At 66.1% G+C, this 12,817-nt stretch carries 11 protein-coding genes and 3 tRNA genes; 10 read left to right on the top strand and 4 right to left on the bottom strand.

Annotation, left to right across the window (positions count from 1 at the left end; all coding sequences use genetic code 11):
- Positions 1-7: 7 nt before the first annotated feature.
- The 8 genes from EZ304_RS17480 to EZ304_RS17445 all read left to right on the top strand — a co-directional run bounded on the left by EZ304_RS17480 (position 8) and on the right by EZ304_RS17445 (position 4,710).
- Positions 8-1,408 (top strand): PhoH family protein, encoded by a 1,401-nt coding sequence (locus EZ304_RS17480; RefSeq protein WP_049486960.1) that lies wholly within the window; start codon positions 8-10, stop codon positions 1,406-1,408.
- Positions 1,405-1,911, top strand: coding sequence for a hypothetical protein (locus tag EZ304_RS17475; protein WP_099554271.1), 507 nt, complete (start codon positions 1,405-1,407; stop codon positions 1,909-1,911). Before EZ304_RS17480 ends, EZ304_RS17475 begins: the two co-directional genes overlap by 4 nt.
- A gap of 11 nt (positions 1,912-1,922) precedes the next feature.
- Positions 1,923-2,591: a YoaK family protein gene (locus tag EZ304_RS17470; protein ID WP_049410361.1), complete on the top strand. Its 669-nt coding sequence runs from the start codon at positions 1,923-1,925 to the stop codon at positions 2,589-2,591.
- Between the two features lie 64 nt (positions 2,592-2,655).
- On the top strand, positions 2,656-3,465 hold the full coding sequence (gene thiD / locus EZ304_RS17465; protein WP_099554275.1) for a bifunctional hydroxymethylpyrimidine kinase/phosphomethylpyrimidine kinase: 810 nt from the start codon (positions 2,656-2,658) through the stop codon (positions 3,463-3,465).
- Positions 3,462-4,388, top strand: coding sequence for an alpha/beta hydrolase family protein (locus EZ304_RS17460; protein WP_142807715.1), 927 nt, complete (start codon positions 3,462-3,464; stop codon positions 4,386-4,388). Before thiD ends, EZ304_RS17460 begins: the two co-directional genes overlap by 4 nt.
- A tRNA-Arg gene (locus EZ304_RS17455) sits at positions 4,379-4,455 on the top strand. The genes EZ304_RS17460 and EZ304_RS17455 overlap by 10 nt, the downstream gene beginning before the upstream one ends.
- Positions 4,456-4,524: 69 nt before the next feature.
- Positions 4,525-4,601: transfer RNA gene (locus tag EZ304_RS17450), tRNA-Arg, on the top strand.
- 32 nt (positions 4,602-4,633) lie between these two features.
- Positions 4,634-4,710, top strand: a tRNA-Arg gene (locus EZ304_RS17445).
- A gap of 585 nt (positions 4,711-5,295) precedes the next feature.
- On the opposite strand, the gene EZ304_RS17435 is transcribed toward EZ304_RS17445, so the two are convergent.
- A complete protein-coding gene (locus EZ304_RS17435) occupies positions 5,296-6,216 on the bottom strand; it encodes a LysR family transcriptional regulator (protein WP_099554280.1) in 921 nt (306 codons plus the stop codon).
- A 140-nt stretch (positions 6,217-6,356) separates the two neighbouring features.
- Here EZ304_RS17435 and EZ304_RS17430 point away from each other — a divergent pair, with 140 nt between their 5' ends.
- Positions 6,357-7,058 (top strand): pirin family protein, encoded by a 702-nt coding sequence (locus EZ304_RS17430; protein WP_049428172.1) that lies wholly within the window; start codon positions 6,357-6,359, stop codon positions 7,056-7,058.
- A 113-nt stretch (positions 7,059-7,171) separates the two neighbouring features.
- On the opposite strand, the gene EZ304_RS17425 is transcribed toward EZ304_RS17430, so the two are convergent.
- Both EZ304_RS17425 and EZ304_RS17420 read right to left on the bottom strand, forming a co-directional pair.
- The gene (locus EZ304_RS17425; protein ID WP_142807714.1) at positions 7,172-9,376 is read right to left on the bottom strand and encodes a TonB-dependent siderophore receptor; all 2,205 of its coding nucleotides are present in this window, start codon (positions 9,374-9,376) and stop codon (positions 7,172-7,174) included.
- A gap of 144 nt (positions 9,377-9,520) precedes the next feature.
- Positions 9,521-10,216 (bottom strand): alpha/beta hydrolase, encoded by a 696-nt coding sequence (locus EZ304_RS17420; protein ID WP_099554286.1) that lies wholly within the window; start codon positions 10,214-10,216, stop codon positions 9,521-9,523.
- Between the two features lie 184 nt (positions 10,217-10,400).
- Here EZ304_RS17420 and EZ304_RS17415 point away from each other — a divergent pair, with 184 nt between their 5' ends.
- On the top strand, positions 10,401-11,540 hold the full coding sequence (locus tag EZ304_RS17415) for an MFS transporter (protein WP_142808119.1): 1,140 nt from the start codon (positions 10,401-10,403) through the stop codon (positions 11,538-11,540).
- A gap of 81 nt (positions 11,541-11,621) precedes the next feature.
- Here the strand turns inward: EZ304_RS17415 and EZ304_RS17410 are convergent, their stop codons facing one another.
- Positions 11,622-12,740, bottom strand: a complete 1,119-nt coding sequence (locus tag EZ304_RS17410) for an alpha/beta fold hydrolase (protein WP_049412666.1) — start codon at positions 12,738-12,740, stop codon at positions 11,622-11,624.
- Positions 12,741-12,817 lie beyond the last annotated feature (77 nt).

The raw sequence follows: 12,817 nt of genomic DNA, 5'->3' as shown, positions 1-12,817 counted from the left end.
ATCGACGATGACCCGAGGCAAGCGCATCTACGTGCTGGATACCAATGTGCTGATGCACGATCCCACCGCGCTGTTCAAATTCGAGGAACACGACGTCTACCTGCCCATGCAGGTGATCGAGGAGCTGGACAACGGCAAGAAGGGCACCTCCGAGGCGAGCCGCAACGCCCGCCAGGTGAGCCGCTTCCTCAATGAGCTGGTGCAGGAATCCGGCCTGGACAACCTGGCCGACGGCATTCCGCTGCAGCGCCCCAATGGCCTGCAGCTGCGCGGCAAGCAGAGCGCGGGCAAGCTGCGCTTCCAGACCAGCCATTTCGACGCGGGCAAGAGCTTTGGCAAGGTCATTCCCGACAATGCCATCCTCGGCGCGATCCTCGCGCTGAAGGAAGAAACCCCGGACCTGCCGGTGGTGTTCGTTTCCAAGGACATCAACCTGCGGATCAAGGCCGCCATCGCCGGCATCGTGTCCGAGGACTACGAGAACGACCGCGCGCTGGACGATTTCAGCCTGCTCTACACCGGCGCCACCGAGCTGCCGGAAGACTTCTGGAAGCGTCACGGCGACGACCTGCGCAGTTGGAGCGACAAGGGCCGCACGCATTACGAAATCCAGGCGCAGGATGGCGAGGAGTGGTACCCGAACCAGTACGTCTACCTGCCCGGCGAAGACGAAGTCGAACTGCGTGTCAGCCGCGTGGTCGGCGACGGCAAGGTGGTGCTGTCGCTGGTCGATGATTTCCGCCATGGCAGCCACGCCGTGTGGGGCATCAGCGCGCGCAACCGCGAGCAGAACTTCGCGCTCAACGCACTGATGGACCCGGAAATCGACTTCGTCACCCTGCTGGGTACCGCCGGTACCGGCAAGACCCTGCTGGCGCTGGCCGCCGGCCTGGCGCAGACGATGGACCAGCAGCGCTACCGCGAGATCATCATGACCCGCGCCACGGTCAGCGTCGGCGAAGACATCGGTTTCCTGCCAGGCACCGAGGAGGAGAAGATGACGCCGTGGATGGGCGCGCTGACCGACAACCTGGAAGTGCTCACGCACAACCAGGAAGGCGGCACCTGGGGCCGCCAGGCCACCAACGACCTGCTCGCCAGCCGCATCAAGATCCGCTCGATGAACTTCATGCGCGGCCGCACCTTCCTGTCGCGCTACCTGATCCTGGACGAGGCGCAGAACCTCACCCCGAAGCAGATGAAGACGCTGATCACCCGTGCCGGTCCCGGCACCAAGATCGTCTGCCTGGGCAACGTCGAGCAGATCGACACCCCGTACCTGACCGAAACCACTTCGGGCCTGACCTACGCGGTGGATCGCTTCAAGAACTGGCCGCATAGTGCACACATCACCCTGCGCCGGGGCGAGCGTTCGCGCCTGGCCGATTACGCTTCGGAGGTGTTGTGAACCGCTGCACCCGCCTGCTGCTGCCCACGGCTGCGATCGCCCTCGCAGCCACCCTGGGCGCCTGCACCACTACGCGCGGCCCGGCCAGCGTGCCGACCGCCGAGCGCACCGGCCAGTCCTGGGTGGTCACCCGCCCGATCATCGCCGCGCAGGTGCTCGACACCTGTTCGCGACCCAGTCCCGGCCGCGAGGCCGGGCGGGTCAGCGGCTACTGGGCGCCCAGCCGGCAGCAGATCGATCAATTGGAAGCCCAGCTGTCATCGCTTGAAGCGCAAGTGCCGAAGGTGCTGGACTTCGACCGCCAGTACGTCGGCATCGAAAGCGCCGGCAAGCGGCTGATCTACGTCAACGCCTTCCACCTGCCCGACGACAGCGGCATCAATCCGGCACGGGAAGCAATCCGCGTCTGCGACGGCGGTACGCAGTTCTGGGGCGCAGTGTTCGATCCGGCCAGCAACACCTTCAGCGAGCTGCAGTTCAACGGCGGCTTCGGCGGGCCCTGAGGGCCCCGTCGATGGGAATACGCCTGCCCACCTGGGTCTGGATTGGCGCGGTCGCGCTCTCGTGCGTGGCCGGCATGGTCAACGTGGTCGGCTTCCTCGGTTTCGAGCACCAGGCGGTCAGCCACATGACCGGCAGCACCAGCCAGCTCGGCATGGCACTGGCACAGGGGGACTGGCGCGCCGTCGGGCACCTGTGGGGGCTGCTGATCGCGTTCTCGCTGGGCGCGATGCTCAGCGGCCTGTTGATCCAGGACAGCGCCCTGCAACTGGGCCGGCGCTACGGCGTGGCACTGGCACTGGAATCGGCGCTGCTGCTGATCGCCATTCCGCTCTTTGAACAACACCAGATCTGGGGCGCACTGGCGGCCGCCATGGCCTGCGGCCTGCAGAACGCGATGGCCACCACCTTCAGTGGCGCGGTGGTGCGCACCACCCACCTCAGCGGCATGTTCACCGACCTGGGCATCGGCCTCGGTCACCTGCTGCGCGGGTTGCCGCTGCAGGTACGACGCCTGACCCTCAGCGGCCTGATCATCAGCGGCTTCCTCGCTGGAGGCATCATCGGCGCCTGGCTGTTCGTACGCTGGCAGTACGACGCCCTGCTCGCCCCTGCCCTGCTGACCGGCCTGACCGGGCTGGGCTATGTGCTGTACCAGCAATGGGCACGTTGGCGGCATTGAATCAAAGGCATCCACGCATGGCGTGGATCTACCTTCCCCTGCTGGACCACGGCACAATCAACCGATGAGCCCGACCACTCCCGTCTCCGTCCTTACCATCGCCGGCTCCGACTCCGGTGGCGGCGCCGGCATCCAGGCCGACCTGAAGGCCTTCGCCGCGCATCGCGTGCATGGTCTTTCGGCGATCGCCGCGCTGACCGCACAGAACACCCGCGGCGTGACCGCCGTGCATGTGCCACCGATCGACTTCCTGCGTGCACAGCTGGACGCCTGCTTCGACGACTTCGACATCCACGCGGTGAAGCTCGGCATGCTGGCCAACGCCGAAGTGATCAACGCCGTCGCCGACGCACTGGAGAAGCATCGTCCGCCCCACGTGGTGCTGGACCCGGTGATGGTCGCCACCAGCGGCGCACGCCTGCTGGAAGACAGCGCATTGCAGGCCATGCGTGAGCGCCTGATCCCGCTGGCCACGCTGATCACCCCCAATACGCCGGAAGCAGAACTGCTGGTCGGCCGGAAGATCAGCAACGGCGAAGACGCAGAACAGGCCGCTTCGGCCCTGCTCGACCTCGGTGCTGGCGCAGTGCTGCTGAAAGGCGGCCACCTGCAGGAAGGCAATCGCGTGATCGACCGCTATTTCGACGGCGTCAGCAGCGAAGAATTCATCCATGCGCGCCTGCCACTGGATGCGCACGGTACCGGCTGCACGTTGGCTTCGGCCATTGCTGCGCAGCTGTGCAACGGCCTGAGCCTGGCCAATGCCTGCGAAGCCGGCATCGACTACGTTGCACGTGGGCTGCAGCAAGGCTATGCGCCGGGCCGCAGCGAAGTACTGGTGCTCGACCATTTTGGCGCGGCTCCGCACGCATGAGCCTGACACCGCGCATCCTCGCCGTGCAGTGCATCGACGGCCATCGCTACGAAGTGATCGCCTGCGTGCCCGCACAGCCCATTGCGCGCCTGCTGTGGCTGCCCGCGCTGGGCGTGGCTGCGCGCCACTATCTTCCGCTGGCGCAGGCCCTGGCTGCGAAGGGCGTGGCGGTCTACCTGCATGAGTGGCGCGGCAACGGCAGCAGTTCACTGCGGCCATCGCGCACGCAGGACTGGGGCTATCGCGAGGTGCTCGAGCGGGATCTACCGACCAGCCAAGCGGTCCTTGCCACAGCGGATGACGAGGCTGGCGCCCTGCCCTGGATCATCGGCGGCCACAGCCTCGGCGGACAGCTGGCATGCGTGCATGCCGGGCGCAATCCGCAGCACTTCAACCGGCTGTGGCTGGCCGCCAGTGGCTCACCCTTCTGGCGCGGCTTCCCGCCACCGCGGGGTTGGCTGCTGCCGCTGGTCTACCGCTTCCTGCCGTGGATCGCGCAACGCCAGGGCGTCCTGCATGGGCGACGCCTTGGCTTCGGCGGTACCGAGGCACGTGGCCTGATCGCCGACTGGGCGCGCGTCGGCCTGAACAACCATTACGCCGCCGCCGGCATGGACGAAGACCTCGACACGCAGATGGCGCGCGTGCATGGCAGCGCGCAGGCTGTGCTGATGGAACATGACTGGCTGGCACCGACCGGATCGATGCAGACGTTACTGGCGAAACTGCCGAATGTGGTCGCGCAGCTGCGCGTGCTGTCCGCGCAGGAATTGGGTACGCACGCCGATCACTTCGCCTGGCTGAAGGCCCCGGACGCCGTGGCTGACAGCTTTTTCATTCAGTTGGATGAAAATTTTCACAAAACTGTTGACGGTGCGCGCCGACATCCGCATAATTCCGCTCCTGTCGCAGGGCGCCCGTAGCTCAGTTGGATAGAGTACCTGGCTACGAACCAGGCGGTCGGGAGTTCGAATCTCTCCGGGCGCACCACTCGACAGGTTTCCAGCATCCGCCGCTGGAAATGAAGTAAAATTAAGCAGTAGATTGATTGTGTACCGCGCGCCCGTAGCTCAGTTGGATAGAGTACCTGGCTACGAACCAGGCGGTCGGGAGTTCGAATCTCTCCGGGCGCACCATACACAGTCAGCACAACAAGTTTATGTAATTGGCGCCCGTAGCTCAGTTGGATAGAGTACCTGGCTACGAACCAGGCGGTCGGGAGTTCGAATCTCTCCGGGCGCACCATTACACCGAAACAGCAGGCCTCGGCCTGCTGTTTTTTTATGTGTGTTTTCCGGCAGGGCTGCGCCCTGCACCTGCAGAGGCTTCAAGCCAAGGCAACGGCAACGGCAACGGCAAAAGCTGGCATTCCGTGGTTTGGCGGGGCGGTGTCGGAGTGCGGGGACGGCGCAAGTACATCCATGTAGCCTTGGCAGCCGCATCCATGCGGCTGACACCCCGCACTCCGACACCACCCCACCTCTGACAGATTTCCGCGATCTGATGGATCCACGCCATGCGTGGATGAATCTCCATCGAGTTCGAGTATTTCGATAATTGATCGAAGAGCATCCACGCATGGCGTGGATCTACCGTGTCGACCAAGGTCGACACCTACCAACAGCAGCGGGACTCTGTCGAAGGCGGGGTGGGTCCGGTTGCGGGAGTGTCCGCGGCATGGATGCCGCGGCCAAGCCCCCAAGGACGGGTTTACGGCGTCTCCCGCAACCGGACCCACCCCGCCATCCCTCAGGAAACCAGCTTCTGTTGTTGTTGCAGTTGCTGTTGCTCCAACCCCTAGCGGGTGCAGGGCGCAGCCCTGCCAAAACCCTACACCCCGGCCATTGCCTGCCACCACTGCGACAGCAGCTCCGGCCTGCGCAGGCGTTCGCGCCACCAGCGCAATGCCGCACCATCCTCACCGGTGCGCCAGGCCAGCCAGAAGGTCTCTTCCGGCTTGTGCTCCTCCACCTCGCGGATCACCAGCTGGCCACGCGCCACCGCAGCGCGCGCGCATGGCTCGGGCAGGAAACCAAAGCCCACGCCTTCGCATTGCAGCTTCAGCTTGCTGGCCATGTCCGGCACCGTCAGCATCTCCTGCCCCATCAACAGGCCGACCGTGCGCGGCAGCAGCCGTCGCGCCGAATCGGAGACCGCGATCGCGCAGTGCTCGACCAGCTGCTCGCGACCGAGCACGCCTGGCACTGCGGCCAACGGATGATCGGGCGCGACCGCGAACACGAACTCCACCGTGCCCAGCGGCTCGACCACATAACCACCGCCACTGGGGCCCTCACCCGGCGCGCCGACCAGCAGATCGGCACGCCGGTCCAGCAAGGCCTCCCAGGTGCCTGACAGTGCCTCACCGATCAGACGCAGCCGGGTTGGTGCCTCGGCCTCACGAAACGCGGCGATGTCCGGGCCCAGCAGCCAGGTCGGGAACACCGAGTCCACCGCCAGGGTCAGTTCGGTCTCCCAGCCCGATGCCACCCGGCGCACCCGCAGCTCCAGCTCGCGGGCGGCGCGCAGCAGGTGCCGGCCTTCGTCCAGCAGCGCGCGGCCAGCCTCGGTCGGCTCGGCGCGCGGGCCGACCCGGTCGAACAGCTGAACGCCCAGGTCCTCCTCCAGCTTGGCCACGGTGTAGGAGATGGTCGAGGGCACTTTGTGCAGGGCCTTGCCGGCGCCGGCGAACGAGCCGCGGCGGTCGATGGCATCCAGGATCTGCAGGGCATCGAGGCTGAGCTTGAGCATTCGAATTTTTCGATGATGGCTGTCAAAACTATCCGTTTTTCAAACCCCGGGCGCAAGCGGATACTTCTCTCCAACGGGGAAACACAGCGGCTACCGGCCCACCCCGCCCCATCGAAACCATCGAACAAGGAGATTCCATCATGCTGCAGATCCGCAAGAGCGCTACCCGTGGCCTGGCCGAGCATGGCTGGCTGTCCTCGCGCCATACCTTCTCCTTTGCCAACTACTACGACCCGCGCTACGTCAGCTTCGGCCCGCTGCGGGTGATCAACGAAGACAAGGTGATCGGCGGCCAGGGCTTCGGCACCCACGGCCACAGCAACATGGAGATCATCTCCTACGTGCTGGGCGGTGCGCTGGAACACAAGGACTCGATGGGCACCGGTTCGGTGCTGCGCTACGGCGACGTGCAGCGCATGAGCGCCGGCAGCGGCGTCACCCACAGCGAGTTCAACCACTCGGCCGACGAGACCGTGCACTTCCTGCAGATCTGGATCTTCCCGGATGCGGAGAACATCGCGCCGTCCTACGAGGAGACCCACTTCACGCCGGACAGCAAGCGCGGCCAGCTGCGCCTGATCGCTTCGCCGGACGGCGCCGACGGTTCGCTGCGCATCCACCAGGATGCCCGCATCTTCGCCACCATCCTCGACGGCGGCCAGAAGCTGCACCATGCGCTCGGCAATGGTCGTGGCGCCTATGTGCAGGTGGCCCGTGGGCAGCTGCAGGTCAACGGCATCACCCTGGAAGCCGGTGATGCGCTGCAGGTCAGCGACGAAGCGCAGCTGACCCTGGAAAACGGCAACGACGCCGAAGTGCTGGTGTTCGACCTGCCGCTGTAACCACAACGCCCGCGATGCTGCAGAGCATCGCGGGCGTATGTGTAGAGCCGAGCCCATGCTCGGCTGCGGTTTGACAGCCAGCCGAGCGTGGGCTCGGCTCTACAAGACCCGCGTCAGAACCTGTAGTTCAAGGTGAGCCGTACATTGCGCGGCTCACCCCAGGTGTAGGTGCTGTACCAGTTGAAGATCGTGTAGTAACGCTTGTCGAGCAGGTTGTTGACGTTGACCGTGGCCGACAGGCGATCGTTGAACTGGTAGCGCGCCATCGCATCGAGCAGCCAGTACGGCTGCGTGCGATGCACGACCTGCGCACTGCTCGCCGGGTTGGTGATCTCGCCGAAAGTGGAATCCTGCCAGCGCGCGCCACCACCCAGTGTCAGCCCCTGCCAGTCGCCACGCAGGCGATAGCTGGTGTGCAGGCTGAACTGGTTTTCCGGTTCCAGCGTGGTGACCTTGGCTCCGGCCTGGCGGGCGATCTTGTGCGAGAACCCACCCTGCACCTGCCAGCCTTCCGCCAGCTGGCCCGACATCTCAAGCTCGTAGCCCTTGGTGCGCACGCCCATCAACGCGCGGTAGGCATCCTGGCCATCCGGCGTCTTGCCGCCGGTGGGCTGGGCAAAGTTGTCCTGGTCAAGCTGGAACAGCGCCGCGCTGGCATTGAGGCGCCCATCGAAGAACTCAGCCTTCAGGCCTACCTCGTAGCTGCGGCCCTCCAGCGGATCCAGTGCCTTGCCCTGCTCGTCACGCTGGCCCTGCGGCTTGAAGATGGTGCTGTAGCTGGCGTACACCGAATAGTGCTCGCCAAGGTCATAGACCACACCGGCATACGGCACGAACACGCCGCTCTCGCGCGTGCCCGGCGAGCGATAGCTGGCCAGGCGGCTACCCACGATCACCTTCAGTGGATCGGCCACGTCGAAACGACCGACCACATAGACGCCATTCTCGCGCGTCACTTCATTGTTGTCGTAGCTGCGCTGCCATTGCGGCTCCGCAATGTCGCCCTGCCATGCGCGGTAATCGGGCACCTCGGTCGGATAGCCTGGCTGCGGCGAGTAACCGGTATTGGTCCAGCGCTTGCGCGAGGCGCTGCCACCGACCACCAGCTCATGCTCGCGGCCGAACAGGCCGAAATGACCGCTCAGGTAGAAGTCGGCCGCGTTGCTGACAGTCTTGCCAACGTACTTGCCCAGCCACAACGACACGCCTTCGCCGGTGACCGGATCGGGATTGCCAGCGGCCGCTCCCGCCAGCGCCGCGTCATAGCCGTTGACCTGGTGGTTGAGCTGCAGCTTGGCCACCCAGTCGTTGGCGAAGGTGTGCTCGAGCGTGGCAAAACCGGTGCGAACATACTGGCGCCAGCCACTCCAGCGGGTGCCGTTGTTGAACGAACGCGGCATGTCATTGAAGTTGCCGGCACTGTCCAGCAGCGGAATGCCGCCCCAGGTCGAGCCCTTCGGGTCGCTGTCCATCGCATCGCCACCCACGGTCAGCAGCGTGCGCTCGCCCAGATCGGCTTCCAGCACCGCGTAGCCGACCTTGCTGGTGCGCTGGTAGTAATCGAGATTGGAATGCTTGTCCTGCCAGGCGCCCACTGCACGACCGCGCACGCGTCCATCGGCGGTCAACGGGCCGCCGACATCGATCTCGGCACGGTAGTCATCCCAGCGCCCCACGCCCAGCGTCGCGCTGCCGGCGAAGTCCTTGCCCGGCTTCTTGCGCACCAGGTTGATGGTCGCGCCGGGATCTCCCATGCCGGTCAACAGACCGGTGGCGCCCTTGAGCACCTCGATGCGGTCATAGATGGCGGTATCACTGAGCGTGTTGCCCGCCGAGTAGGCCGAGTCACGCGACATCGGAATGCCGTCGTACTGGAAGTTCTGCACGGCGAAGCCGCGTGCGTAGTACTCGGTGCGCTCGCTGTCGTAGGTGACGATGCTGATGCCCGGGGTCACCCGCATCACGTCATCGATGCCGTGCAGGCCGAAGTCATCCATCTCGGCGCGGGTGATCACGCTGATGGTCTGCGGGGTCTGCCGCGGGGTCAGCACCAGGCGGGTGGCGGTGGCGATGGTGCCCGGCGTGTAGGCGCCGCTGCCTTCGGTGATGGTGCCCAGCTGGTTGGCGGTGACCTGCACGGTCTGCAGGGTCTGCGAGGCTGGCGCCTGGCGATCCTTGTCCGCTTCAGTGACGGACTGCGCGGCAGCCATTGCGCTGCTGCCCAACAATGCGATCAGCAGGCTCTGCGCGAGTACCTGCGGCAGCAGGCGGCGACGCGGCAATGAGGACGGAAGACGGACAACGGGCACAGACAGCACGGCAGGACCTCCACAATAGGGTGGGATCCTCTGGCGGCGGCTGGAGGCAGGATGGGAACGCGGCCGGGCGGCCGCAGGCGCAGGAGTGTACTCCCCTGCGCCCCGGCTGTCGTGCTGTGTTCTGTCGCGCTGTGCTGCTGGGGCTCAACCGCCGATGGCGGCGCAGGCCTCCAGGATCAACGCGGTTACTTCCTTGGGCTTCGAGGCCAGTGAGGCATGGCTGGCATCCAGCTCCAGCAGGCGCTTGGGCTGCATCCTTGCGGCCATGGCCTTCTGGTTTTCTGGTGCGATCATGCGGTCGTGGCGGGACAGCTGGTACCAGCTCGGCCTGTGCTTCCACGCCGGATCGCTGACCGTATCGCCGAACGTGCTGGCCAACGGCGCCTTCTGGGTCACTGCCATCACCCGGCCTTCGTCGTCGCTCAGGTCCTGGCAGAAGCTCTCATGGAACTTGTCGGCACGCAGCCACAGGTAGCCATCGCTGTCCGGGGCCAGGTTCGGCGCCGCTTCCGGAAGATGCTGCTGGGTGATTCCGCCGGGGCTCTCGCCGGCATCGGGAGCAAAGGCGGCGATGTAGACCAGGCCCTTCACGTTGGGCTCGTTACCGGCCTGGCTGATCACAGCGCCACCGTAGGAGTGGCCGACCAGCAGCACCGGCCCGTCGATCTGCCGGATCATTTTCTGGGTACGTCCTGCGTCGTCTGCCAGCGAGGTGAGTGGCAGTTCCACCGCCTGCACGCGGTCATGGCCGTTGCGATGCAGTTCCAGGATCACCTTGGCCCAGTGTGCGGCCCCACCCCAGAATCCATGGACGAGGAGGATGGTCGGTGTCGTGCTCATGAACAGGTCTCCGGCAGCGGCCGGCGGGATGCCGACCGTGCAGCCACTGTCCGCGCATGGCGTTAATCACTGGTGACGCAATCGGGTCATTGCAATCGTATGCGTCGCCCGATGTCATGCATGGCACTTGCCGATCCGACTTGAAAACGTTTTCATGAGCATCCCCTGGAGCTTCGCATCGCGCATGACGCCTTCATCCCCGCGTGCCCAGCAGCACGCCACCCGTGCCGCCTTCTTCATCCCCGGATTCGCCACCGCCGCGTGGGCGCCGATGGTGCCCTACGCCAAAGCCAAGGCCGGGCTGTCCGACGCCAGTCTCGGCGCCGTGCTGCTGTGCCTCGGGCTGGGTTCGCTGCTGGCGATGCCACTGGCAGGTGCGCTGACCGGGCGGCTGGGCTGCCGCCGGGTGATGGTGATCACCTGCGCGATGATGCTGTGCGCCCTGCCCCTGCTGGTACTGGCACCGACGCCACTGGCACTGGGGGCGGCACTGTTCGTGTTCGGCGCCGGCGTCGGTGCACTGGATTGTGCGATGAACATGCAGGCGGTGGCGGTCGAGCGCGACGCCGGGCGCGCAATGATGTCCGGCTTCCACGCCTTCTACAGCATCGGTGGATTCGTCGGCGCCGGCTGCATGACCGGGCTGCTGATCCTCGGCACGCCGCTGTGGCTGGCCGCGCTGGTTTCGGTGGCCGCTCTGCTGCTGGTGGCCGTGCTGTCGGCGGCGCACTGGCGTCCGCAACGGATCCTGCACGAAGGACCTCTGCTGGCGCTGCCGCATGGCGTGGTCCTGTTCATCGGCGTGCTGGCCTTCGTGGTGTTCCTTGCCGAGGGCTCGATGCTGGACTGGAGTGCGGTGTTCCTGGCTGAAGTGCGGCAGGTACCACGCGACCAGGCCGGGGCCGGCTTCGCGTTGTTCACCCTGGCGATGACCGCGATGCGCCTGTTCGGCGACGGTATCGTCGAGCGCCTCGGCCGCACCCGCACCCTGGTCATCGGCGGCATCACTGCAGCAGCAGGCTTCACCCTAGCCACGCTGGTGCCCTCGTTCCCGGTGGCGCTGGCCGGCTACGTGCTGGTCGGGCTGGGTTGCGCCAACATCGTGCCGGCGCTGTTCTCGATGGCGGGCCAGCAGCGGGTGATGCCGGAGAGCATCGCCATCACCGCGGTCACCACGCTGGGCTATGCCGGCATCCTCGCCGGTCCGGCGGCGATCGGCGCACTGGCACATGCCACCAGCCTCGGTTTCGCCTTCCTGTGCGTGGCCGCGCTGCTGCTCGGCGTCGCGGCGTCTGCCCGCTCGCTGGCAAGACGGGTGGCCTGACGGAAAAAGGGGACGGAGGGGATTAAGTCGTTTCCAACCCAGGAGTGCGGGAAACGACTTAATCCCCTCCGTCCCCTTTTCTCAGCTGCGCGTCAGCCACTCGGCCTGGGCCGGCAGCTGGGGTGCCGGGCAGGCACTCTGCGGATGGTGCTCGTCGCGCGCCATCCAGTCGTCGACCACGCCGGCCAGCAGGTCCAGCCGCAGCGGCAGGGTGATGTGATCCTCGCCGCGCATCTCGATGTAGTGCGCGCGCGGGTTGGCCTGGGCCAGTTCGCGGCCCTGGCTGACCGGAATGTGCTGGTCGCCCTGCCCGTGCAGCAGCAGCACGCAGGCGCGGGTATCGGCCAGCGCGCGGGCCACGTCCACACGGTCCAGATCAACGTCGATACGCCGGCTGGCGGCGGCGATCACCTGGTTGATGTCCTGGCCGCCATAGCGCCAGCGCGCGTAGGAGGCCACCGCCTGCGCCTTCAAGCCTTCCGGCTGCAGCCCCATCAGGTGCGGAATCATCGTGCGGATGGCCACGCCGGCGTTGGCGAACGATTCCATCGCCACCACGCCTTCCACCTGGTCCCCCAGCTTGTCGGCAGTGAACACCGCCGTGGCCGCGCCATACGACACGCCGAACAGATACAGCGGGCCGGTCACTTCGCCGCGCGCACGCAGCTCGTTGATCACATCGACCACATCGTCCGATTCGTAGGTGCCATAGCCGGACGGCCCCGCACCGGACTGGCCATGATTGCGCAGGTCGAGCGTGACCACGCGGTAGCCGGATTCGGCCAGCTGCAGCGACCACGGCAGCATCGAATCACCGTTCATCATCCAGCCGTGCAGCAGCACCACGGTGCCGCGCGGCGCCTGTGCGCGGAACGGCTGCGGTACCGCCAGGCTCAGCCCGGTATCCAGCGGCAGGCCGTTCTCGTGGCGCTGCGGCAGGTAGTGGTAACGCGCGCCATAATCGCCAGGATCGAACACACGCCAGAAGATCGGCACGCCATCGCGGCCCGGCGCGAAGCCGTGGCGATTGGGCAGTTCGGCAATGGCCGCGGCAATGCGCGGACGATCGAGCAGGGTCGATACGCCACCCGGCGCGATCAGCCGATCGGCGAGCGAGGTGGACGAGGCATTGATCGAGGACGAGCATGCAGCCAGCCACAGGCCGGCGCACGCCAGCAACAACAGCAGCAGGCGCTTCATGGGCAATCGGGGAAAAGGTGCGACAGCGTGGCAGGTTAGCGACGCGGGCGTGGGCCATCTATCGCGCGCGGATGACG

The sequence above is a fragment of the Stenotrophomonas maltophilia genome, assembly GCF_006974125.1.
Lineage (GTDB): Bacteria > Pseudomonadota > Gammaproteobacteria > Xanthomonadales > Xanthomonadaceae > Stenotrophomonas > Stenotrophomonas maltophilia_O.
Note: the sequence above shows the minus strand (reverse complement) of the source record. Positions and strands in the feature narration are given on the sequence as shown.

What these genes read in the sequence shown, in the direction of transcription:
- EZ304_RS17480 (WP_049486960.1), top strand. Translation starts at nt 8, where the DNA reads ATGACCCGAGGCAAGCGCATCTACGTGCTGGATACCAATGTGCTGATG.
- EZ304_RS17470 (WP_049410361.1), top strand. Translation starts at nt 1,923, where the DNA reads ATGGGAATACGCCTGCCCACCTGGGTCTGGATTGGCGCGGTCGCGCTC.
- thiD (WP_099554275.1), top strand. Translation starts at nt 2,656, where the DNA reads ATGAGCCCGACCACTCCCGTCTCCGTCCTTACCATCGCCGGCTCCGAC.
- EZ304_RS17460 (WP_142807715.1), top strand. Translation starts at nt 3,462, where the DNA reads ATGAGCCTGACACCGCGCATCCTCGCCGTGCAGTGCATCGACGGCCAT.
- EZ304_RS17435 (WP_099554280.1), bottom strand. Translation starts at nt 6,216, where the DNA reads ATGCTCAAGCTCAGCCTCGATGCCCTGCAGATCCTGGATGCCATCGAC.
- EZ304_RS17430 (WP_049428172.1), top strand. Translation starts at nt 6,357, where the DNA reads ATGCTGCAGATCCGCAAGAGCGCTACCCGTGGCCTGGCCGAGCATGGC.
- EZ304_RS17420 (WP_099554286.1), bottom strand. Translation starts at nt 10,216, where the DNA reads ATGAGCACGACACCGACCATCCTCCTCGTCCATGGATTCTGGGGTGGG.
- EZ304_RS17415 (WP_142808119.1), top strand. Translation starts at nt 10,401, where the DNA reads ATGACGCCTTCATCCCCGCGTGCCCAGCAGCACGCCACCCGTGCCGCC.
- EZ304_RS17410 (WP_049412666.1), bottom strand. Translation starts at nt 12,740, where the DNA reads ATGAAGCGCCTGCTGCTGTTGTTGCTGGCGTGCGCCGGCCTGTGGCTG.